Consider the following 21,835-nt stretch of genomic DNA (forward strand, 5'->3'; position numbering starts at 1 on the left):
CGCTTCGCCGGTCACTGCCAAGCTGCGTATCGGCCCACACAATACGGCTCAGGTTGCCGGTGGCGGCTGACACCGCGTACTCGTGCAACGTTTCGGCAGTCTCGTCATAGACATATACGTAACCGTCATACAGCTGGCGAAGGGTATAGCTGCGTGTTTTCAGCTTCGGCATCACCGCCCAGCGGCTGCCCTTGAGTAGCGGTTTCAGCTTCTGGGGAGCGGTATCGTAGCGGGAGCGATCCAGCGCATAGCGCACTGGCACGATGGCGACGTCAGGTCCGCGGAAGGGACACAGGCTGGTGGCCGTGGCGGGAGTTTTGGCGAACGTTGCAGCACGTCGTTGAGTATGGGTGCCGGATTTGTCGGTCATGCATGGAATCTCTGCGCAGAAACGGTCGATATCGCCCGCTGTATGCAGAGGTGCATTCCAAGATGTGTGCCGACTGTCTACTTATCTATAAAAAACAAATAGATAGGAATTTAAAGCAAAGACATCGAGCAAGAAAAGCATGAAATAGTGCGCAAGTATCTGCACACGTGCGCTGACTCGCGCATGCTCGCTGCATCGCTTTGAGTACAAGCCTTGGTCGATTTTATTTAGGTATTGGGTGCGCAAAAGTCTGCACGGCCCGCGCCAAGTGCCACGAACAGGAAATCAGGTCGTTTGCCGAATCAGGCAGGCAGTGCAATTTCCACCTGAATACTCTTGCGTGCCTTGAACGGAGCGAGCAGGGATTCGTCATCCACCGGGTTGGTAATCAGCGTCCAGGGCTGGCGCAAGGGTGTCCAGTGCTGCTGACGAGCTCGGCCCAGCTTGGTGACGTCAGCCAGGACGAAGACCTGAGCGGCACGTGCCACCATGTTTTCCTTTAGATACGCCTGTTCGGCGCTGGCCTCGCACAGACCCAGCTCCGCTACCACGCCATCGGCACTGATGAATAGTTTGTCGGCACTCAGGTGTTCCAGGGCTGCCTGCGCCGCCACGCCATAGGTCGACATGCTCGATGCGCGCAGCGTGCCGCCGAGCACGGTGATGCGCCCATCGGGGATCAACGCCAGATCGCTCAGCGCCAGCAGGTTATTGGTGATCACATGCAGCCCGCGCCGCTGATTGAGAATGTGCGCCAGCGCGCTGGTACTGGTACCGCCTTCGAGAAACAGCGTGTCGTGATCCTCGATGTGCGCCAGTGCGGCACGGGCGATGTCCATTTTTTCCTGGCTGTGCTGACGGCTGCGCTCTTCCAGGGAAGTTTCCGGCTCGCGCTGACCGACGTGTGCCGCGCCGCCGTAGGTGCGCAGGATCAAGCCGTGTTCGGCCAGGGCGGTCAGGTCGCGGCGAACCGTGGCTTCCGAGACGCCGAGTTGGGCGCACAGCTCGTCCACGTTGGATTTGCCGGAAAGAACCAGTTCGAGTATCGCTTGACGACGGTTGGCGACTTTCATTACAGCCCTTGCACTAAAGCCTGGAAGCGGAATGCAACCTTACAACGACGCACCGCCGCACACCACCAGGCTTTGCCCGGTAATTGCACCCGCGTCGGGGCCGAGTAGAAACGCCGCCAGACCGGCGATTTCCTCGGGTTGCACGAAGCGGCCTATCGGAGGCTTTCGCGGCGGCGTGCCACTGCGTCCCGGGTCCAGCAGCATCGGCGTTTCGGTCGCGCCGGGGGCGATCAGGTTGACGGTGATGTTACGCGGGGCCAGCTCGATCGCCCATGAGCGAACCATGCCTTGCAGCGCCGCCTTGGTCGCTGCGTACTGGCTGCGTTGCGCCGCGCCCTGCATGGTGCGGCTGCCGATCATCAGGATACGGGCACCGTCGCGCAGGCGTGGGTAAAGCGCATTGACCATGTGGCTGGCAACGGCCACATGCAGATGCCACATCGCCTGGCCATCGGCATCGTCCAGTTCGCCAAGCGCTGCAGTGCGCATGAAGCCGGCCGCATGGATCAGTGCATCGATGCGCGGTGTTTGCTGCAGGGCTGCGTCCAGCGCGTTGAAGTCGTTGAGGTCGCACGCTCGCCAGGTGAAGTTCTTGTGTTCCAGGTCTGGCGTGCGGCGGCTCAGACCGGTGACCTGCAAGCCCTGTGTCAGCAAGCGCGTGATAATGGCTTTGCCAATGCCGGAGCTGGCACCGGTGACGAGTACGGACTGAATCGGTTCGGGCATGGCATGGGTTCCGCAAAGGCGTCGATCGGCAGCAGGCTGATCGACGCGGGTGGGTCAACGGATCGCGTTCAGCGGCAAGTGAATATGTTTGATCTTCTGTCGGAAGTAGGTGAAGGCGACATGCAGGCTGCCATCCGCGGCCTGGATGATGCTGGGGTAGGAGAATTCGCGGTTGAGCTTTTCCTGTGAGTTGTTGGTCAGGCAAAAGCCGTCGCCCAGCTCCAGGTCCAGACGGGTCGGCCAGGTACCACCGCCGTCCCGCGAGACCGCCAGGCTCATTGGTGCACGGGGGATGCCCCACACTGCAGCCTTGCCGTCCTCACGCGGTCCCGGTGTGATCCGCTCGTCACCTTCGTCTTCGATTTCGTCGTACAGCGAGGCGCGGCGCTGGGCGTGGCCGTCGGCGCTGACAGGGTTATAGACCAGTGCCAGCTCGTCCGTCGCCAGTCTCACGAACTGGATCGACGAGTTGTTGTTGGGCAATTCGGTCGGTGCCGGCACGCTCCAGGTTCGTCCCCGGTCGCTGGACCGGCTGCTGTAGATGAAGTCTGCCCAGCGGCTGCGGAACAGACCGAGCAGGCTACCATCCGCCAACTGATGAACATTCATGTGCACGCTGCCGGTGCTGTCAGGCACGTCGTGGCGTGACCAGTTGTGTCCTTGATCGGTGGAGATCATTACTGCACTGACGTCATGGTTGCCGACCCACTTTTCACCGGGGCCGGTGATGCAGTACCAGACCGGCAATACCCAGTCACCGTTATCCAGTACCACTGGCGGCTGGCGTACAAAGGTGCCCGGCTCGTCGAACAGGGTGTCTATAGGCCCCCAGCTCTGGCCGTGGTCCAGCGACAGGCGACGGCGGATGATCGCGGTCTCCTGATTACCGGAAATCTGTGCGGTCCAGATCAACCACAGCGGGCCGTCGGGTGCTTGAAACAGAATCGGGTTCTGTTCGGAGCGGGTCGAGTCTTCGGACATTTTCCGGGGCTCGCTCCAGACGCCCGTCACCGGGTCACGGCGCGACAGCAGTACGAAGATGTCGGCCATACCCTCCTGAGTCCCCGCGAACCAGGTGCATAGCACTGTGCCGTCGGCCAGCTCGTGCAGGTTTGCCGCATGGTTCTGTGCGTAAGGCGTTGGCAGGAACGCGTCCTGACGGGTATCAGCGGTTGGCATGGGGGACCTCGGTTTCTACAGGATTGGCAGGTTGGCTCGGCGCGGACTGGGGCAGCAGGCGCTCGATGGCAATCACAATGGCAGGTGTCACCAGGGCGATGTACATGTTGTCGATGCCGTAAGGGTTGTTCAACAGATACCAGACGCTGGTGGTAATCGCTGAGGCGATCAGACCCAGCGTGGCGCCTCGGCCCGAACCGAAGAACGGCAGGTAGATGGCGATCATGGCGACAACGGCAATCGACAGGCGCAGGGCGCGAGTGAAGAATGACAGGTTGAGGATTTCAGGGACGAAGAACACGAAGAACAGCGGCACGAAACCGATCACCAACGCGATCAGGCGTGTGGTTTTGAATTCCTGATCCACGGACGGTTTGCGCCACGGTACGTAGAAGTCACGGACGACCAGCGAGGCGATGGCCAGCGCTACCGTACTGACGCTGACGAAAATCGAAGCGACCAGCGAGATGGTCACTACGCCTGCCAATACCGGGCTCATCGATTGCAGGAAGATCGGCAGCGCGTACAGGCTGCTCATTTCCGGGTGCAGGTACTTGGACGCGACACCGATGAAGCCCAGCGCCAGGGCAATCGGGATGCACAGCAGCGAGGCATAGAAGGTCGAGCGGCGTGCTGCGTTCTGATTCTGCGTCGAGGAGATGGCCTGAATGATGAACTGCGTGGAGAAAATCGCGCCGACCGTGCCGATGATCCAGGCGAGGATTTTCGAACCACCGATGGCGCCGTCCCACGTGAAGTAATGCTCGGGCATGTTCTGCACCACGGGGCTGAAGCCGCCAGTCATTTTCAGTGCCACGCCGAGCACGATCAGCACGCCGATGTATTTCACCCCGGTGTGCAGAATACTCATGTAAGCCACGCTTTTCAGGCCGCCGAACACGTAGTAGAGCGTGCTGATGATCGCGGTAATGAAGGCCGCAGTGGTCAGGTTGATCTTCAGAACCGTGGCAATGGCCGCCGCGCCACTGACGTAGTTGCCGACGTTCACCAGCAACAGCGCGTAGATCATGATGATCGAGACTGCGAGTTTGGTGGAGGTGCCGTATTTTTTGGCGATGAAGCCGGAAATGGTGAATTCGCCGGAGCTGTACAGCTTGCGCGCCATCAGCAGTCCGAACAGCGGGAAGCCGATGGCTGCGGCGATCACTGACCAGGAGGCGGCAAAACCGCTTTCGAAGGCCGCTTGTGCCGTACCGACCGTAGACTTGGCGCCGATGAATTCGGACATCATCAGTACGCCGACGACAAAGGCGGGCATGGTGCGCGAGGCGACCATGTATTGCTCACTGGTCTTGCTGCGCAGGCGCATGCTCATCCAGGTGGTTATGAGGATGTAGACGACCACCATACCGATGATGATCGAGGTGTCTTGCGCGTTGAAGGTATCCATCAGTCTCGCTCCATTGTTTTTGTTCTGGCGCGTTATGGGGTGCCGCTGGGGATCGTTGGGTCAGTACCGGTAACGACCTCAGACGGCGATGGAATTGCGGGTGTCGCGTTTTCGGGTGGCCAGCTCCACGGCCTGGCGCATGGCTTCGATCAGGCTGCGTTCGTCGGCGATGCCCTTGCCGGCGATGTCGAAAGCGGTGCCGTGATCCACCGAGGTGCGGATCACCGGCAGGCCGATGGTCACGTTGACCCCGGCCTCCAGACCCATGACCTTGACCGGGCCGTGGCCCTGATCGTGGTACATCGCAACCACGGCATCGAAGTCGCCGCGTCCGGCACGGAAGAACAACGTATCGGCGGGCAGCGGGCCTTCCACGCGCCAGCCACGGGCGCGCAGTTCATCAATCGCAGGCTGGATCTTGGTGGCTTCTTCGCCATAGCCGAACAGGCCGTTTTCCCCGGCGTGAGGATTGATGCCACAGACCGCGATCAGCGGGTTGTCGATGCCTGCGCGGGTCAGCGTCTCTCTGGCGCGCTCGATGGTGCGCTTGACCAGCCCAGGTTCGATGCGCGCAATGGCGTCGATGATGCCGATGTGGGTTGTGACGTGAATTACCCGTAATGTCGGGGTCATCAGCATCATCGACACTTCTTCGATGCCCAGCAGGTGCGCGAGCATTTCGGTGTGACCGGGGAAGATATGCCCGCCTGCGTGCAGGGCTTCCTTGTTCAACGGAGCGGTGCAGATCGCATCCAGCTCGCCGGCCTGAGTCAGTTGCACCGTACGCTCGATATAGCGGAAGGCCGCATCACCGGCGACCGGCGAGAGTTTTCCATAAGGCAGGTCGGCGGGGATCAGACCCAGGTCGATGCAGTCCACGCTGCCCTGAATGAAGCGCGCTTCTGCCGGGCTGGCGATGCTGTTGACGCGCAGTTGGCTGCCGACGATGCGGTTGGCGTCTTCCAGGCGTTGCGCATCGCCGATCACCAACGGTCGGCAAGTCGCGTACACCGAGGCGTGGGTGAGCATTTTCATGATGATTTCCGGTCCCACCCCGGCGGCGTCGCCCATGGTGATACCAATGACGGGACGTTCAGACATAGGAAGCTTCCTCGTTGAAAGGGGTGTCGGTCGCAGCCGGTGCGTGGAGCCGTTGCCAGGCGTCAAGCAACGTGTCGGGGTCGCCGAAAGCGCCGGCTTTGGTCACTACATTGAGTGTGTGCCTGCCCAGTTGCGCTTCGGCCAGAACCACGCCGGTGGCCAGTTCGCCAGACAGCATCAGGCGTTCGATACCGGCGGCAATCAGGATCGCCCTGGCGGTTTCGCCGCCCGTGGCGATCAGCGAGCCTGCATGGGGCAGGGCGGGTGCCAGCCATTGCGCCAGCGCGTGACTCAAGGTGGCTGCCTGGGCTGGATCGCGCTGTTGTTGATCGAGGCGCACCAGTACATCCTGCCCGGCGGCGAGGTGTTGCTGAAGCTGCTCGCTCAGGGCATCGCGCTCGGTGCACCTCTCTTCATTGAGTAGCGTCGAAGGTTGCAGCGTCAGGCACAGTGCCTGACTGGCGTGCGCGAGCCTGTCGGCCTGGGCTTGAGAGTGCCGGGACATGCTGCCGATCACGGTCAGCACCGGTGAGCGTGGTCTGACACTGATCGGCAGGGCTGCGGCCAGACCGAACGCTTGTGGCAGATGGCGAGCCAGCCCGGCAGAGCCGACCCAGAACAGCTCGTCGTGCCAGCCCACTGACGCGTCGGCCAGACGCAGCAGGTCACTGTCCAGTTCAGCGTCGCAGACCAGCACCTGCACACCCTGCTCAAGCGCGCTGCGCAGAGCGGTTTTCAGACCGGCAGGGTCGCGAATGGCATCGAGCCCCAGCCATTGCGTGTGCAGGCCCTGCGCGGCAAACAGCTCAAGCAGGTCGCCGGTGCCCTGCAGGTGCTCGTTGCGCCACACATCACTTTGATCGACCGGCACACCATTTATCAATTGCACACCCATCACGGTGGTGCGCTGCATGGCCGGGAACGCCGGAGCGACCAGCGCCATGCCGCGCAGTCTCTGCAAGGCATCGACCTCGCTGGCGATATTGCCGCGCAGTGTCGAGTCGATTTTCTTGTACAGCGCCATGCCTGCGCGGGACTGTTGCTGCAGCGCTACGCGGTTCTGTTCGGCGGCCTGTTGCGGCGCCAGGCGACGCGAATCGGTATCGAAGGCGATGACCCCTTGCAGGTCTGGGGCGCCGTTGCTCAGCAGCACATGGGTATCGACCCGCGAGGCGAAATCCGCCGCGCAATCGGCGGCCCCGGACAAGTCATCGGCGATGATCAACAGGCCGGGAAACTCGACGTGACTCATGGCAGCAGGCACCGGTACAGTTGCTGGATATCGTCAAGGCTGAGCGCCTTGGGATTATTGGTCATCAGGCGGGTGACCCTTGAGGCCGCCACGGCCATGTCAGCCAGATGCTCTTCGGCCACGCCAAACTCACGCAGGTTCTGCGGGATGTTCAGCACTTGAGTCCATTGGCGAATCTGTTCGATCAGCTTGTGGGCCGCCGCCTCATTGCTGTCGTCCTGCTGTGCTACACCGCAGATCAGTGCCGCGCGCTTGAGGCGTTCGGCGCAACTGTCCAGATTGAAGGCCATCACGTGGGGCAGCAGCATGGCGTTGGCTACGCCGTGAGTGACGTGAAACTTGCCTCCCAGCGGGTAGGCCAGCGCATGCACTGCAGCGGTCCCGGCAGCCGTCAGCGCCAGGCCGCCGTACATCGAACCCAGCAGCATGTCGCCGCGAGCGCGCACTGATTCCGGTTGTTGCCAGGCTTCGACAATGCTGACTGCGATGAGACGCATCGACTCCAGGGCAAAGGCATCGCTGATCGGGTTGGCCTTGGTGGAAATGAAGGACTCCAGCGAGTGCGTGAAGGCATCCATTCCGGTCGCGGCAGTGATCGCTCGGGGCAGGCTGAGGGTCAGCAATGGATCGAGAATCACCAGCGTCGGCAGCAGATGGCGGCTGACCACACCGATCTTCAGTTCTTCATCGGGCAGCGTGACGATCGCGTTGGGTGTCACTTCCGATCCTGTACCGGATGTGGTGGGCACCAGCACCATGGGCTTGCCGGGGTGGGTCACCTTGTCGATGCCCAGCAGGTCTCTGAGTGGCGTGTCATTGGTCAACATGACGGCGAACAGCTTGGCGGCATCCAGCACGCTGCCCCCACCGATGGCGATCAGGGCGTCCGGCGCATGCGGAGCGACGTCGTCACGGAACACACGTTCGATGTTTTCCAGGGTCGGTTCGATTTCGACGTTGTCGAGCATGTGCACGCGGATATTCAGGTCGCGTAGCTGATCGGTGACGCGCTGGGTGACACCAAGGTTATGCATGGCGTTTTGCGTGACCAGAATGACGGTCCTGACCGGCACATCGAGCAGTGGCAGCTTTTCGCCCAGCAGATCCAGGCTGCCGGGACCGTGGACAACATGCTTCACGGTCTGGAAATGGTAGGTAGCAGACATCGCAATGACCTCAGGCTTGGCGGTAAACGGCCAACAGGCTGTGAAGTTTTTCCAGCGCGGCGGCGTCGAGCGGCTGTACCGGCGCACGGCAGGGGCCGACCGGTACATTGAGCAGTTGCGTGGCGGTTTTCAGCACTACAGGCAGGGTGCCCAGCGCGAAGGCATCGCGCAGCGGGCGCAGGGACTCCTGCGCGGCGCGGGCAGCGTCATGATTGCCCGACTGGAAGTGGTTCCAGATCGACATGACCAGACCCGGCACCGCGTTGGCGGTTGCAGCCACCGCGCCGTCACCGCCGGCCAGCAGGTTCCAGTGGATCAGCGAGTCGGTTCCGGCGAATACCGCGAAGTCGTCGCTGCGGTACTTCATCATCTGCACCAGTGCATCGAAGTTGCCAGCACTGTCTTTGATGCCCTTGATCTGCGGATGCTGGCTAAGGGTGGCCACGGCATCCATGCCGATCGACATGCCGGTCTTGGCCGGAATGTTGTACATCATCAGCGGCAGTTCGGACGCATCGGCGATGCTGGTGTAGTGCTTGATCAGCTCGCGCTGGCTGACAGCATTGAAGTACGGCGTGATGATCGACAGGGCATCGGCGCCCACATCGATCATCTTTTTGTTCATTTCAATCACTTCGTGCGTGGCAAATGCCCCGGTGCCGACCACGACAGGTACGCGTCCTGCCGCCGCTTCGACGGTAATACGAGCGATCTTTAGTTTTTCCGCTTCGGAAAGGGCGAAGAACTCACCGTTGGTGCCCAGTACGAAAAGCCCGTGAACACCTGCATTCAGAAGGTTTTCGATCAGATTGCGCAGGGCCTGCTCGTCGAGCTGCTGATCTTCGGTGAAGGGCGTGACCAGAGCTGGAATGATGCCGCGAAATTGCATGGCCAGGTTCTCGTTTTATTTTTAGTAAAACGATAGTGATTGAATCGATCATTACTGGCAAGCATTTTGAGCGTTTTTTTCACGAAGGAGTGGGGTGATGCAGTAAAAATGAAAGAACCGATCAAAAAGCCAGGCACAAGGCCTGGCTCCAGATGAGGGTATCGAAAAGGTCAGGCGGGCCTAGCCACCTCGATTGCCGACGAACGACTGACCCGCAAGGCCACCAGACTGCCGACGATGGTCAGCGCGGCCAGTGAATACAGCGCCAGGGTAGTCGAGCCGGTTTGATCCTTTATCCAGCCCACCAGGTAAGGGCTGAGAAAGCCTGCCATCTGCCCGATCGAGTTGATCAGCGCCAGCCCGCCTGCGGCAACGCTGGCGCTCAGCAGGGCGGTTGGCAATGGCCAGAACATCGGCAGGCTGGTCAGCGCACCCATGGTCGCGATAGTCAGCCCGATGATGGCAACGATGGGCAGCGTCGCGAAGTTGGCGGCAATGATCAGGCCGGTCGCGCCCATCAGCATTGGCACCACCAGATGCCAGCGGCGCTCATTACGCAGGTCGGCGGAGCGGCCGACCAGCAGCATGAACACGCCCGCCATCAGGTACGGCACGGCACTGATCCAGCCGATCACCAGTGCATCGCTGAAACCGAGGTTCTTGATGATCGACGGCAGCCAGAAATTGATCGCGTAGACGCCGCTTTGAATGCAGAAGTAAATAAAGCCCAGAATCCATATGAACGGCATGGTCAGCACTGAAGCCACCGAGCTCTTGCCGTGCACCGGACGGCTCAGTTCATCGTTGGTGATATCGGTCTTGACCCGCTGACGCTGCGCGGGCGTCAGCCAGCGGGCATCCTCGACCCTGTCGCACAGCAGAACGAAGGCCAGCACACCCAGCGCCACGGTCGGCAGCCCCTGAATCAGAAACATCCATTGCCAGCCGGCCATTCCGCCCTGGCCCGCAGCGAAATGGTTGAGAATCCATCCGGAAAAAGGACCGCCCAGCAGGCCGGAGACCGGAATGGCCGACATGAACAGTGCCATGATCCGTCCGCGACGCTGGTTCGGATACCAGCGCGAGAGGTACAGAACGATGCCGGGGAAGAAGCCGGCCTCTGCCATGCCGGTCAGAAAGCGCAGCACGTAGAACTCGACCGGCGTGGTGACGAACAGCAGGCAGGTCGAGAAGATTCCCCAGGTAATCATCATCAGACCGATCCAGCGACGCGGCCCGAAGCGGTTCAGCGCCAGATTGCTGGGCAGGCCACACAGCACGTAGCCAATGAAGAAGATACCGGCACCTAGGCCATAGACCGTCTCGCTGAAACTCAGGGCATCGAGCATCTGCAGCTTGGCAAAGCCCACGTTCACGCGGTCGAGGTAATTGAACAGATAACAAATGAAGATAAACGGGATAAGGCGCAGGGTGATGCGACGGTAGACATGATTGCCTTCGGCGTCGCCCACCTCGTGGGTCGAGAGAGGTGTCATGGCGGGTGTTCCTCTGTGCTTGTTGTTTTTATATAGCCGGATAGCTACTGGATGCACTCCTGATCATAGGTGGGCAGTGACAAAAACGCTTTGGGGTTTTGCACGGCGGCAGGGGGCACGCGTTGTGTGATTGCACAACGCGTGCCCCCGGGGAGCTTATGGCTTGCCGCGAATGTCAGCACGCAACGAAAATCATTGCGCCGGGGCCAATGCTCTACTCGACAGCCTCATACGGCAAGCCCACATAATTCTCGGCAATGGTCCTGCGCCCGGCTTCCGAGCCGACGTAGTAGTCCAGTTCGGTCTGCTGGATGCGCTGGCTGAACGCGTCTGTGTCGGGAAAGTTGTGCAGCACCGACGTCATCCACCAAGAGAAGCGCTCGGCTTTCCACACTCGGCGCAGGCAGATCTGTGAATACTTTTCCAGCAGGTCAGTGCGGCCTTCCTGATAGACCTTGAGCAGGATGCGGTACAGCGTGCTTACATCGCTGGCCGCCAGGTTCAGCCCCTTGGCACCGGTCGGCGGGACGATGTGCGCGGCGTCGCCGAGCAGGAACAGGCGACCGTACTGCATGGGTTCAACCACAAAGCTGCGCAGCGGCGCGATGCTTTTCTCAATGGACGGGCCGGTGACCAGGCGCTCTGCCAGCTGCTCGGGCAGGCGGGATTTGAGTTCATCCCAGAAGCGCTCGTCCGACCAGTCTTCGACCTTCTCGTCGGCACTGACCTGCACGTAATAGCGGGTACGAATGGCCGAGCGCATGCTGCACAAGGCAAAGCCGCGCGGGTGATTGGCATAGACCAGCTCTTCGTTGACCGGCGGCGTATCGGCCAGTACGCCGAGCCAGCCGAACGGATAAACGCGTTCGAATACCTTGAGGGCGTCGGCGGGAATCGATTGCCGTGACACGCCGTGAAAGCCGTCACAGCCGGCAATGTAATCGCAGTCCAGGCGCACGGTCTCGCCGTCTTTCACAAAGGTCAGGTACGGACTATCGCTTTTGAGGTCGTGCGCTTTGACGTCTGCGGCGTCATAGATCGTCATTGCACCGCTGGCTGCGCGCGCGGCCATCAGGTCGCGGGTGACCTCGGTCTGGCCGTAGACCATCACCGTCCTGCCATCGGCAAGGCTCTTCAGGTCGATGCGCTCGCAACGACCGGCGAACGCCAGCTCGAAACCGTCATGGATCATGCCCTCTGCGTCCATGCGTTCACTGACGCCCGCTTCACGCAACAGGTCGGTCATGCCTTGTTCCAGCACGCCGGCGCGGATGCGCGACAGGATGTAGTCGGGGTCCTTGCGCTCGACGATGACGTTATCGATGCCGGCACGTTGCAACAGTTGGCCCAGCAACAATCCGGAAGGGCCTGAACCGATAATGGCAACCTTGGTTTTCATGGCGATAGTCCTGTCTTTTGATCCCTGCCAGGTTTAGTCAGCGGGAAATGTTTGTTTTTGTCTCCTGCATTTTTAATGGATGCCGTCGAGATAAGAAGGCAATATCCGCTGCATTATCTGGACTTTTCGAGGGTCCGGACCAGAGAGGACGACATGGCCAGACCTGCCACAGCAGCGATACCGGTGTTCAAACTCTATGGGGAAACCGCGGCCTGGCCGACCCCCGATCTGATCCATTGTGAGTCGATCCCCGAGCGCAGCAGGATTCACGAATGGGAGATCAAGCCGCATCGGCATGGCGATCTGGTCCAGCTGCTTTACGTGCAGTCGGGCAAGGCGATGCTCAAGGTCGAGGACCGGGTCAGCGAGGTCGAGATGCCTTCGTTGCAGGTCGTGCCCGCACTCAGCGTGCACACCTTCAGGTTTTCCAGAGATATTCAGGGCCATATTCTCAGCCTGGCCAGACCCTTGGTAGAGCAACTCGAGGCTGCGCTCGACGTCTCTGCCCTTAGCGCTGCCCGCTGCTATGCGCTCGGGGCGGACAGCGATTATGTCGACACGCTGTTCAATGCCATTGCCAATGAATACCGGCAGCCCAGAGCGGGCCGCGATCTGATGCTGCACTCGCTGGTCAGTGTGCTGGCGGTGTGGCTCAGTCGGCGCAGCAGTGAAGGTGCTGGCGAAGAGACTCACGCCATGGATCGCGGCCGCGAGCATTTGCAGGTGTTCATGCATCAACTGGAAGCGAGTTTTCGCGAGCACTGGTCGATTGACCAGCATGCCCAAGCGATGGGCATCAGCGCCGCGCATTTGAATGCTCTGTGTCGGCGGCTGTGCAACCAGTCGGCCTTGCAGATCATCAGTGAGCGCTTGCTGCTGGAGGCCAAGCGCAACCTGATCTACACCACCCTGACCATCAATCAGGTGTCAGACAGCCTGGGCTTTTCCGAGCCGGCGTATTTTTCGCGTTTCTTCAAGCGCGCTACCGGGCAATCACCCAAGGCATTTCGTCGGCAGCAATAGAAACGGGGTGCTCAAGAGCACCCCGTTGGCTTGTCGCAGGTCGCTGTGCGGTCAGGTCACGACCTGGTAGCACGGCACGTACGCCGCGCCGCCTGGCAGCTTCATGCGGTGCTGATCGACGAAGGCCTGCAACAGCTTGTCCAGCGGGCCCATGATCGATGGATCGCCGTGGATCTGATAAGGACCGTGCTGTTCGATCAGGCGAATGCCCTTGTCCTTGACGTTGCCGGCGACGATGCCGGAAAACGCCCGGCGCAGATTGGCGGCCAGTTCGTGAGTCGGCACATCGTGGTTCAGTTGCAGTCTGGACATGTTCTCGTGGGTCGGATCGAAAGGGTGCTGGAAGCTTTCCTCGATCTTCAGCAGCCAATTGAAGTGAAACGCGTCATTACGCTCGCGGCGGAACCGCTTCACTTCCTTAAGGCCCTGAGTCATCTGCCGGGCAACGTCTGCCGGGTTGTCGATGATGATCTGGTAGTGGCGCTGCGCCTCTTCACCCAGCGTAGCACCGACAAATGCGTGCAGTTGCTGCAGGTACGGCTCGGTGTTTTTCGGGCCGGTCAGGATCACCGGGAACGGCACGTCCTTGTTGTCCGGGTGCATCAGAATGCCCAGCAGATACAGGAACTCTTCGGCAGTGCCTGCGCCACCGGGGAAAATGATGATGCCGTGACCGACGCGGACGAACGCTTCGAGGCGTTTTTCGATGTCCGGCAGGATCACCAGCTCATTGACGATCGGGTTGGGCGCTTCGGCGGCGATGATGCCCGGCTCGGTCAGGCCCAGGTAGCGACCGCCGACGATACGCTGCTTGGCGTGCGCGATGGTCGCGCCTTTCATCGGGCCTTTCATCACGCCGGGGCCGCAGCCGGTGCAGATATCCAGGCTGCGCAGGCCCAGTTCGTGGCCGACTTTCTTGGTGTATTTGTATTCTTCGGTATTGATCGAATGGCCGCCCCAGCACACCACCATCTTCGGCTCGACACCGGCACGCAGGGTACGAGCGTTGCGCAGCAGGTGGAACACGTAGTCGGTGATGCCCTGGGAATTGCTCAGGTCGATGCGCTGGCTGTCCAGCTCGCTTTCGGTATAGACGATGTCGCGCAAGGCGCTGAACAGCATTTCGCGGGTGCTGGCGATCATCTCGCCGTCGACGAAGGCATCGGCCGGAGCGTTGAGCAGCTCCAGGCGAACGCCGCGGTCCTGTTGATGGATGCGGACTTCAAAACTCTCGTACGCTTCAAGAATGGTCTTGGCGTTATCGACGTGGGCGCCAGTATTGAGAATGGCCAGGGCGCACTGGCGAAACAGGGTATAGGTGCTGCCTGAACCGGCCGCGCTGAGCTGCTGCACTTCACGTTGGGACAGGGTTTCAAGGCTGCCTTTCGGGCTTACGGTGGCGTTAATCACTTGTCTTGGGATCATTCTATTTTCCATTAGAGCGATGCAGTCGAGCATCAGGATGGTGAATATCGAGAACATTCACCCCTGTGGAGCCTTTTCTACAGCACTTGGCCGGGAAAGCAAACGCCGGACCGCAGACGTCCCCTGTTTGAGCCGTTGTGCGTCATCGCAGGATTGAATCGGCAGGTGAATTCTTTTGAAAGCAGGCACTTGCTTCGCATGACCGTGCGGCTGAATTTTGACGCGGACAACGGGCAATAGTGAACCTGACCCCGTTAACGGAGTCTGTTAGCTGATGGACTTTCTGGACGGCCTGCACGAAAGGGATCATCAGGTGCTTTTTCAGCGCGCCTGATAGGCAGACATTCCGTCCGGGCAGGAGTTGCAAAACCGTTGATCACTTGCCGCTCCCATCCTTAGCCGGCCCGTTAAACGAGGCTTTATTTTCATTTCAGATAAAGATAATTATCGCCATGTCTCGTCATTTTTCCGCACTTCTTTCCCGAGCCCCTGGCCTGTTCGTCGTTTCGCGTCGCTTGCTCGGCGCAGGCCTGGTTGGCGCTGCATTGACCGTTGTCGTGCCTGGCAGCGCACAGGCCGCAGGCAGCGATCGCTGGGTTAGCGACAGTCTTACGACTTATGTACGCAGCGGACCAACCGATGATCACCGGATTGTGGGAACGCTGAAATCCGGGCAGAAGGTCGAGCTGCTCAGCGCTTCGGGCAAGTTCAGCCAGGTGCGCGGCGAAGGCGGTTCCACGGTGTGGATTCCGAGCAGCGACTTGCAGGAAGTCCCTGGCCAGGCCGAGCGTGTCCCACAACTGACTCAGCAGGTCGCCGATCTGACCGAGCAGCTGGCGGGCATCGACAACACCTGGAAGACTCGCGTGCAGGGCATGCAGGAAACGCTGGACGCGCGCAAGAAACTGGTCGATGAGCTGGAGGCGCGCACCAAGACCCTCAACGATCAACTGGCCGACTCTCAGGCTGAATTGCGTGCGACTCAGGCACGACTTGGCGATGAGAACAAGCAAGTGATGATGCGTTACATGGTCTACGGCGGCAGCATTGCCGGTGCCGGCTTGCTGGTCGGCCTGATCCTTCCGGCGCTGACCAAGGGCCGTAAGAAGAACGACGGCTGGGTGTAAACCACCTTGATCACCTCACATGCCAGCGTCCCGCGCTGGCATGTTGTCCGCCACGCTGTGCGTTTTATCGAGTGCGCAGCCGATGTGTGACGGACCTCTCCGAAAATGCCTTTCCCCTGCCGCAATCAAGATACAGCCCACACTCTTTATGCCTGCCTGGCACAGGGTTCGTGCGCGAAGTTGATGTTCGTTCTACAGTTTCTGCGTGGATGGTCGAAAAACTGAGTGTCGCCCTCAACCTCGTGCGCTGACGCATAGGAGGAGGGGACCGGCAAGTTGTGTTATGGCTCTTTGCCATCAGTTATTATGTGCGTCCTGAAAAATGGGCTGCCGAGTCGGGCCTGAATGATTTTCAGGCCGCGGGTCTCATATTTTCACCCTCTCCTGTGCAGGAATCCGGATGCTGGCGTACAACCAAAAAAGCTTTCTTATCGTTGATGATTTCTCTGACTTTCGCAGTTCAGTGAGATCGATGCTGCGTGAGTTGGGCGTCAAGGAAGTGGACACCGCCGACACCGGCGAGCAGGCTCTGCGCATGTGCTCGCAAAAGCGTTATGACTTCGTGCTGCACGATTTCAACCTGGGTGATGGTCGCAAGAACGGTCAGCAAGTGCTGGAAGACCTGATGATCGAGCGGCTGCTGAGTTACGAAAGCGTATTCATCATGGTCACTGCCGAAAACAGTCAGGCGATGGTCATGAGTGCGCTTGAGTGGGAGCCGGATGGTTACCTGACCAAGCCGTTCAACCGCGCCGGGCTGGCCCAGCGCCTGGAAAAGCTGGTGCAGCGCAAGACCTTGCTCAAGCCGATTCTGCAGGCCCTCGACCGCCGCAAACCGGCCGAAGTACTGGCCGCGTGCGACAAGCTGATCGAGCAGGACCCACGTTATGCGCCGTTGTGCCTGCGCTACAAGGCCGATGCCCTGCGTGACCTGAAGCAGAACGAGCCCCTGGAAGCGTTCCTCAAGACCATTCTGGCCGATCGGGCCACGCCGTGGGCCTACGGTGCATTGGGCAGCCTGCTGCTCAAGCGCGGCAAGACCGCCGAGGCGCAGGCTGTCTACGAACAGGCAATCAAGGCATTTCCGACCATGCCTGCGCTGTTCGATGGCCTGGCTGATGTGCTGGTCGCGCTTGGCGATGGCAAGCGCGCGCAGTCCGTGCTGGAAAGCGCAGTGCGCCTGTCGCCGCTGGCGGTGCGTCGGCAGAAGCTGCTGGGCAAGCTGGCATTGGGCAACGAGGACTTCGAAAGCGCTTCCAAGGCATATCGCCAGGCCGTCTCCCAAGGTCAGCATTCGCGTTTCAAGGATCCGGAAACCAACCTGGGGTTGGCGCATGCGCTGATCAGCAAAGGCGGTGATCAGGGGCTCGATGCGCGCACCCGTGTCGAGATCAACAACGCCCTGGTCGACGTGGCCAAGGAGCATGGCGACGACGAGGGTCTGCAAGTGCGCACCCGCTTGATGAAAGCGGCCAGCCTGCAGCATTCGGACCCGGAAACCGCAGCCAAGCTGACCGAGCAGGCAATGGCCAGACTGGATGGCATGGAGCAGGTGCTCAGTGCCGATGCCGCACTGATGGTGGCTGCGCAACTGAAGAAGCTTGGTCAGGAAGAGGCCGGTGCCGGCGTCTTGAAGAGTTGTGCGGGAGCCTATGGCGATGATCCTGCGGTGATGAAAAGCATTGCCAGCATGACCGATGATCCGGCGATTCTGGGTGCCAGCAAGGCGGCTGTCGATTTCAACCTGCAAGGCGTGCGCAGCTACAAGGCCGGCAATCTTACGGAAGCACAGGCATTTTTCCGCAGTGCGCTGGGGCTGCAGCCAAAGAACATCAGTATTGCGCTGAACATGGTGCAGTCGCTGCTTCACCCTGGCCAGAATCTGGGCCAGGCCGGAATTGACGAGTGCCGTGCCAGCCTGACCATGCTTGGCAAGATCCCGGAAAGCGATCCACGCTATGAGCGCTACCAGAAACTCAGGGAGAGGGCATTCAGCGCATGAGTGAGGAGACAGAGCAGGGCCTCGACTTTTCCATGGTGATCGCCTCCACGGTGCACGACATGAAGAACTCGCTGGCGACGCTGATCCAGGCACACAGCCAGTGGCAGGCGAAGCTTTCGGTCCAGCAGCGCGATACGCCGGAGCATGGCGTCATCAATTACGAGTTCGCCAACCTCAACGGGATGCTCGTGCAGTTGCTCGGTCTTTACAAGCTGGGTGTCAACCAGATGCCGTTGCGTCCGGACTACCACGAACTGGACGATTTCATCGAAGCGCAACTGGCCCATCATCAGGACGTGCTGGCCAGCCGCGGGATTGCCGCGCGTCATGCGATCGATGTGGTTAGCCCCCTGGGCTTTTTCGACCGCGAACTGATCGGCTCGGTGGTGGGCAATATCATCGTCAACGCCATCGGCTTTGCCCGCGAGCAGATTGTTGTCAGTGTCGGTGATGAAGGCGGGCAGCTGAAGATCACCATCAATGACGATGGCCCCGGCTACCCGGCGTATCTGATCGAACGCCAGACCGACTATGTGCAGGGCATCAACCAGGGCAGCGGCAGTACCGGCCTGGGCTTGTATTTCGCTGCGCACATTGCCCGGCTGCATGTACGCAACGGCATGCGCGGGCGCATTGAAATCGCCAACGGCGGCGTGCTGGGCGGGGCGATGTTCAGTATGACCCTGCCCTGAGAGGCCGCAGCCTTTCCAAGAGCACCCCGCAACGCCTTGTCAGGATTGCGGGGCGTATTCGGCGCTTAGATATTCAGCCCGAAGTTCTGTTTGATGCTGTTCAGGCTGTCCATCAGGTCCTGATCAGATGCCAACGGATGTCTGACCGGTTCGCAGCCGTGCTTGAGCGTGAAGTGCTCGATGGCCGCAAGAGCATTTTGCCGATGCAGGGTATCGGACGAGATCGTTGAGCCCTCGAGCGTCCAGGGCTCGTCCCCCAGATACAGCTGCGAATTATCGATGTCGGCAAAAAACCAGAACGGCGGGTGCATGTTCTGGTTGATGATGGCCAGGGTGTGATCGACGTGTTCGAAGGCGTTGTGATACGTCTCGTCCATCAGGCCGGCCGCTTCCAGGCTCCGTCTGGAATAGTAGGAAAACGCACCGACGCAATGGCGGTACAAGGGCAGATTGATGCCGTTGCCGTAGTCAATCTTGTACACCGCATTGGCCTCGCCGGACGGCGTCTTGTTCATCAGGCCATGCTGGCTGTAATTGAGGTGCTGAATACCGGTCAGTGTCGAAGTCAGAATATAAAGCTCGAAGACTTCCGGGCTTTTTATGTAGATGTCGTCTTCGATCAGGAACAGATGCTCGCACCCGGCATCCATCAGTCGCGACAAGGCTCTGTTCTTGGATTTTCCAACGCCGAGGTTGGTTTCGTTATTGAAGAAAACCTCGCTGTCATACGCGGAAAACTCCGGATACACATCGCCGTCATTGATGATGACAACGCAGTCGATGATCTCGGCAGGCAGGGAATCGTAAAGTTTTTTCAGCAGCGCAGGACGGTTATAGGTGACGATTCCGCAGCCAACCTTTTGACCATTGATCATGGTGATCCTCTGTTCTCTTGGGCGTTAGCATGATTGTTTGTTGATTGGCGTCGCAGCGTGGCGAGTGGTTCAGGCCTGCGCTGACGTCAATCGACGTATGTACGCGGTGGATTGCAATATTTGCGCCAATTGCGGGCACGCCAAAGACCTGGAGCGGTGCCGGTTAAAGTTTTAGCGGACACCGCCGAAACCGATGAAAGACTGTATTCGATATCACGATGAGCGGTGGGTGGGTGATGCTGTTAGCTAAAAAGTACTGCCAGGGGCATGGTATAGAGTTGGGCGCAGCGGCTCACAATGCGTTCAATCTTGCCAATTGCCTGAACGTTGCGCCGTGCAACGGTGTGGATTTTTTGCACCCTCGCGACATGGAAGACTATCAGCAGTACTTCGTCGAGCAGATGAAAGTGTCGGGCGACGTTTCGAAGGTCGACATGCTGGGCGATTTTCAGTGCATCCATACGGCCGACTCGTCAGTTGACTATCTGATCAGTTCGCACGTCATCGAGCACGTCCCCAACCTGCTCTCTGCCTACGTCGAATCCTTCAGAGTGCTGAAGAACGGCGGGGTATTCTTCTGCATCTTTCCCAAGCGCACCGCAGCCAAGACTGATCGGGCCCGTCGTTTGACGACGCTGGCGCAGATGATCGAGGACTATGAAAACAAGGTCGACATGACCACCGTCACTGAAGGCGAGTGGCGCGGTCACTATCAGGTCTTTTCCCTGCAAAGCATGCTCCGCGCAGTCAATTATGTTAACTCGTCAGGCCTGGGTTGCTGGTACATCGAGTGCGTCGAAGAAACCGATTCGAAAGTAGGCAACGGCCACACCGTCGTGCTCCGCAAAGTGGAGGGCTTGTCTGCGGAAAAGTGGCAGGACGTCGGCGACTTCAATACCCAGTTCAATCAGTTGTTGATGGCGGGCAAGCTCGAGAACGCGCTGACGCTGACCAAAATCATGCTGTCATTCAATTTTTTCGATGCCACCAGGCTGCACCTTGCCGGCGCTCTGAGTCGTCAGTTGGGCAATGTGGCCGAAGGCGTCGAATTCCTGCGTCAGGCCCTTGTGGTCGACCCGGAAAACGAAGACTACCGAAAGGAGTTCATCGAAGTGACCGGGACGCCTTTCCATAACCCGGTTCTCTGACGCGGCAGGCCGACAGCCTGAAGCGCGGTGCTTGAAGATTGCAGTCTGAAGGTTGAAGCTTGGCGTTTGCTGCTCAACTAAAAGGACTGACCCATGACAGGCAATGACCCCCATTCGCAGAAAGAAATGCTGATGGGCATTGATGAAGTGGAGTGTGTAACCCCGGATTTGAACGGTGTACCGCGCGGCAAGGTAATGACCGCTGAAGGTTTTCTCGAGGGCCGCCGTTTGCAGCTGGCGCGCGGTGTGTTGCTGCAATGCATCATGGGCGGCTATCCGCCGGCGCGCTTCTACGGCAGTGACGACGGCGATCTGGCGCTGATCAGTGATCCACAGCAGCTCCACCGTCTGCCCTGGAGCACATCGCCGCGCGCCTTGGCGATCTGTGATGCGCAGGACCTCAATGGTCAGCCCTGCATGCTCTCCACCCGTAATCAGCTCAAGGCAGTTATCGCCCGTTACGCTGCGCAGGGCCTGGTGCCGGTGGTGGCCACTGAACTCGAGTTTTTTGTCTTTGCGCCCAATCCCGAGCCGCTTCATTCATTCGTGCCGCCGACCGGGCTGGACGGACGACGCGAACAGGGGCATTCGGCATTCAGCGTCAGTTCCAACAACGGCTTGCGGCCTTTTTTCGCCGAGGTATACGCCTGCATGTCGGCGTTGGGCCTGCCGTGTGACACGGTGATGCACGAGATGGGCGTCAGTCAGTTCGAGATCAACCTGCTGCATGGCGATCCGCTGCTGCTGGCCGATCAGACCTTTCTGTTCAAGCACCTGCTCAGGGAAGTCGCGCTCAAGCACGGGCTGATTGTGGTCTGCATGGCTAAGCCGCTCGCCCATACAGCGGGCAGTTCGATGCATATTCATCAGAGCGTGGTGACAGCAGAGACCGCAACGAACATCTTCAGTGATGCGCAGGGTGAGCCGACCGACACGTTTCGTCATTTCATTGCTGGCCAGCAAGCCTGCATGGCGGACTTCACCGCGCTGTTCGCGCCCAATGTGAATTCCTACCAGCGCCTGTGCCATCCGTATGCCTCGCCCAACAACGCCTGCTGGTCCTACGACAATCGCGCTGCCGGATTACGTATACCGTCGAGTGCAGCGGCGGCCAGAAGGGTGGAGAATCGTCTGCCGGGCGCTGATGCCAATCCCTATCTGGCCATTGCCGCAAGTCTGGCGGCCGGGCTGCATGGCATCGAGCAACGGCTGGAACCGACGCCGCCGCTGCAGGGCGAACTCGAGGTGCCGGAAGAATTGTTATTGCCGTGTACCTTGCACGCTGCTCTGGAGCGTCTGAAAAGCAGTCAGTTGGCCAAGGAACTGTTTGGTCATGAATTCATCGAAGGCTACATCGCGTCGAAGACCCTGGAACTGACCAGTTTTTTTGACGAGATAACCCCCTGGGAACGGCGCGTGCTGGCTGCTCAGGTTTAAGAATCGCAGTGTTGGGCTCGCCCAGTCGGGCGACTCCCTATTTT

The 21,835-nt window shown here is 59.8% G+C and carries 19 protein-coding genes; 6 read left to right on the plus strand and 13 right to left on the minus strand.

All coding sequences use genetic code 11. The annotated features are described in order from the left end of the window. The 11 genes from BT119_RS20980 to pobA all read right to left on the minus strand — a co-directional run. A partial coding sequence (locus tag BT119_RS20980) for a toxin VasX (RefSeq protein WP_371857181.1) occupies positions 1-370 on the minus strand: 370 nt, incomplete at its 3' end. 302 nt (positions 371-672) lie between these two features. Continuing rightward, positions 673-1,443, minus strand: coding sequence for a DeoR/GlpR family DNA-binding transcription regulator (locus tag BT119_RS20985; RefSeq protein ID WP_003436038.1), 771 nt, complete (start codon positions 1,441-1,443; stop codon positions 673-675). Between the two features lie 39 nt (positions 1,444-1,482). Further along, complete coding sequence (locus BT119_RS20990) at positions 1,483-2,169, minus strand: SDR family NAD(P)-dependent oxidoreductase (RefSeq protein ID WP_072366876.1); 687 nt, start codon at positions 2,167-2,169, stop codon at positions 1,483-1,485. 54 nt (positions 2,170-2,223) lie between these two features. Then, the gene (locus tag BT119_RS20995; RefSeq protein WP_003370014.1) at positions 2,224-3,348 is read right to left on the minus strand and encodes a sialidase family protein; all 1,125 of its coding nucleotides are present in this window, start codon (positions 3,346-3,348) and stop codon (positions 2,224-2,226) included. After that, positions 3,335-4,759 carry a sodium:solute symporter family protein gene (locus tag BT119_RS21000; protein ID WP_044309054.1) on the minus strand — a complete coding sequence of 475 codons (1,425 nt, stop codon included), beginning with the start codon at positions 4,757-4,759 and terminating at the stop codon, positions 3,335-3,337. The genes BT119_RS20995 and BT119_RS21000 overlap by 14 nt, the downstream gene beginning before the upstream one ends. Before the next feature lie 78 nt (positions 4,760-4,837). Beyond that, positions 4,838-5,860, minus strand: a complete 1,023-nt coding sequence (pdxA, locus tag BT119_RS21005; RefSeq protein WP_003436046.1) for a 4-hydroxythreonine-4-phosphate dehydrogenase PdxA — start codon at positions 5,858-5,860, stop codon at positions 4,838-4,840. Beyond that, positions 5,853-7,112, minus strand: coding sequence for a four-carbon acid sugar kinase family protein (locus tag BT119_RS21010; protein ID WP_072366877.1), 1,260 nt, complete (start codon positions 7,110-7,112; stop codon positions 5,853-5,855). Before BT119_RS21010 ends, pdxA begins: the two co-directional genes overlap by 8 nt. Next, on the minus strand, positions 7,109-8,278 hold the full coding sequence (locus tag BT119_RS21015; protein WP_072366878.1) for an iron-containing alcohol dehydrogenase: 1,170 nt from the start codon (positions 8,276-8,278) through the stop codon (positions 7,109-7,111). Before BT119_RS21015 ends, BT119_RS21010 begins: the two co-directional genes overlap by 4 nt. Positions 8,279-8,288: 10 nt before the next feature. Further along, positions 8,289-9,167, minus strand: a complete 879-nt coding sequence (gene dapA / locus BT119_RS21020) for a 4-hydroxy-tetrahydrodipicolinate synthase (protein WP_003370023.1) — start codon at positions 9,165-9,167, stop codon at positions 8,289-8,291. A gap of 170 nt (positions 9,168-9,337) precedes the next feature. Continuing rightward, the gene (locus BT119_RS21025) at positions 9,338-10,663 is read right to left on the minus strand and encodes an MFS transporter (RefSeq protein WP_072366879.1); all 1,326 of its coding nucleotides are present in this window, start codon (positions 10,661-10,663) and stop codon (positions 9,338-9,340) included. Positions 10,664-10,877: 214 nt separating this feature from the next. Then, positions 10,878-12,062 (minus strand): 4-hydroxybenzoate 3-monooxygenase, encoded by a 1,185-nt coding sequence (gene pobA, locus BT119_RS21030; RefSeq protein WP_003370026.1) that lies wholly within the window; start codon positions 12,060-12,062, stop codon positions 10,878-10,880. Positions 12,063-12,215: 153 nt separating this feature from the next. Between pobA and BT119_RS21035 the strand changes: the two genes are divergently transcribed. Continuing rightward, positions 12,216-13,085: a helix-turn-helix domain-containing protein gene (locus tag BT119_RS21035; protein ID WP_044309050.1), complete on the plus strand. Its 870-nt coding sequence runs from the start codon at positions 12,216-12,218 to the stop codon at positions 13,083-13,085. Between the two features lie 51 nt (positions 13,086-13,136). On the opposite strand, the gene ppnN is transcribed toward BT119_RS21035, so the two are convergent. Further along, entirely contained in the window at positions 13,137-14,510 is a 1,374-nt protein-coding gene (ppnN, locus tag BT119_RS21040) for a nucleotide 5'-monophosphate nucleosidase PpnN (protein WP_003436065.1), read from the minus strand. A 452-nt stretch (positions 14,511-14,962) separates the two neighbouring features. Here ppnN and BT119_RS21045 point away from each other — a divergent pair, with 452 nt between their 5' ends. From BT119_RS21045 to BT119_RS21055, 3 genes are all read left to right on the plus strand, one after another. Beyond that, positions 14,963-15,637 carry a TIGR04211 family SH3 domain-containing protein gene (locus BT119_RS21045; protein WP_003436066.1) on the plus strand — a complete coding sequence of 225 codons (675 nt, stop codon included), beginning with the start codon at positions 14,963-14,965 and terminating at the stop codon, positions 15,635-15,637. Positions 15,638-16,037: 400 nt separating this feature from the next. Then, entirely contained in the window at positions 16,038-17,639 is a 1,602-nt protein-coding gene (locus BT119_RS21050; RefSeq protein WP_003370034.1) for a tetratricopeptide repeat-containing response regulator, read from the plus strand. Beyond that, complete coding sequence (locus tag BT119_RS21055; RefSeq protein WP_044309047.1) at positions 17,636-18,331, plus strand: sensor histidine kinase; 696 nt, start codon at positions 17,636-17,638, stop codon at positions 18,329-18,331. Before BT119_RS21050 ends, BT119_RS21055 begins: the two co-directional genes overlap by 4 nt. Positions 18,332-18,396: 65 nt before the next feature. Here the strand turns inward: BT119_RS21055 and BT119_RS21060 are convergent, their stop codons facing one another. Further along, on the minus strand, positions 18,397-19,206 hold the full coding sequence (locus BT119_RS21060) for a glycosyltransferase family 2 protein (RefSeq protein ID WP_054081550.1): 810 nt from the start codon (positions 19,204-19,206) through the stop codon (positions 18,397-18,399). A 236-nt stretch (positions 19,207-19,442) separates the two neighbouring features. Between BT119_RS21060 and BT119_RS21065 the strand changes: the two genes are divergently transcribed. Both BT119_RS21065 and BT119_RS21070 read left to right on the plus strand, forming a co-directional pair. Continuing rightward, positions 19,443-20,354, plus strand: coding sequence for a methyltransferase domain-containing protein (locus BT119_RS21065; RefSeq protein WP_032609902.1), 912 nt, complete (start codon positions 19,443-19,445; stop codon positions 20,352-20,354). A 195-nt stretch (positions 20,355-20,549) separates the two neighbouring features. Next, positions 20,550-21,791, plus strand: a complete 1,242-nt coding sequence (locus tag BT119_RS21070) for a glutamine synthetase family protein (protein ID WP_175550604.1) — start codon at positions 20,550-20,552, stop codon at positions 21,789-21,791. Positions 21,792-21,835 lie beyond the last annotated feature (44 nt).

The sequence above is a fragment of the Pseudomonas sp. NFACC10-1 genome, assembly GCF_900119195.1.
In the GTDB taxonomy this organism is placed as follows: Bacteria; Pseudomonadota; Gammaproteobacteria; order Pseudomonadales; family Pseudomonadaceae; genus Aquipseudomonas; species Aquipseudomonas cerasi.

Bases quoted from the DNA above. Each gene is read 5' to 3' on its own strand.
- BT119_RS20985 (WP_003436038.1), bottom strand. From the start codon at position 1,443: ATGAAAGTCGCCAACCGTCGTCAAGCGATACTCGAACTGGTTCTTTCC.
- BT119_RS20990 (WP_072366876.1), bottom strand. From the start codon at position 2,169: ATGCCCGAACCGATTCAGTCCGTACTCGTCACCGGTGCCAGCTCCGGC.
- BT119_RS20995 (WP_003370014.1), bottom strand. From the start codon at position 3,348: ATGCCAACCGCTGATACCCGTCAGGACGCGTTCCTGCCAACGCCTTAC.
- BT119_RS21000 (WP_044309054.1), bottom strand. From the start codon at position 4,759: ATGGATACCTTCAACGCGCAAGACACCTCGATCATCATCGGTATGGTG.
- pdxA (WP_003436046.1), bottom strand. From the start codon at position 5,860: ATGTCTGAACGTCCCGTCATTGGTATCACCATGGGCGACGCCGCCGGG.
- BT119_RS21010 (WP_072366877.1), bottom strand. From the start codon at position 7,112: ATGAGTCACGTCGAGTTTCCCGGCCTGTTGATCATCGCCGATGACTTG.
- BT119_RS21015 (WP_072366878.1), bottom strand. From the start codon at position 8,278: ATGTCTGCTACCTACCATTTCCAGACCGTGAAGCATGTTGTCCACGGT.
- dapA (WP_003370023.1), bottom strand. From the start codon at position 9,167: ATGCAATTTCGCGGCATCATTCCAGCTCTGGTCACGCCCTTCACCGAA.
- BT119_RS21025 (WP_072366879.1), bottom strand. From the start codon at position 10,663: ATGACACCTCTCTCGACCCACGAGGTGGGCGACGCCGAAGGCAATCAT.
- pobA (WP_003370026.1), bottom strand. From the start codon at position 12,062: ATGAAAACCAAGGTTGCCATTATCGGTTCAGGCCCTTCCGGATTGTTG.
- BT119_RS21035 (WP_044309050.1), top strand. From the start codon at position 12,216: ATGGCCAGACCTGCCACAGCAGCGATACCGGTGTTCAAACTCTATGGG.
- ppnN (WP_003436065.1), bottom strand. From the start codon at position 14,510: ATGATCCCAAGACAAGTGATTAACGCCACCGTAAGCCCGAAAGGCAGC.
- BT119_RS21045 (WP_003436066.1), top strand. From the start codon at position 14,963: ATGTCTCGTCATTTTTCCGCACTTCTTTCCCGAGCCCCTGGCCTGTTC.
- BT119_RS21050 (WP_003370034.1), top strand. From the start codon at position 16,038: ATGCTGGCGTACAACCAAAAAAGCTTTCTTATCGTTGATGATTTCTCT.
- BT119_RS21055 (WP_044309047.1), top strand. From the start codon at position 17,636: ATGAGTGAGGAGACAGAGCAGGGCCTCGACTTTTCCATGGTGATCGCC.
- BT119_RS21060 (WP_054081550.1), bottom strand. From the start codon at position 19,206: ATGATCAATGGTCAAAAGGTTGGCTGCGGAATCGTCACCTATAACCGT.
- BT119_RS21065 (WP_032609902.1), top strand. From the start codon at position 19,443: ATGCTGTTAGCTAAAAAGTACTGCCAGGGGCATGGTATAGAGTTGGGC.
- BT119_RS21070 (WP_175550604.1), top strand. From the start codon at position 20,550: ATGACCGCTGAAGGTTTTCTCGAGGGCCGCCGTTTGCAGCTGGCGCGC.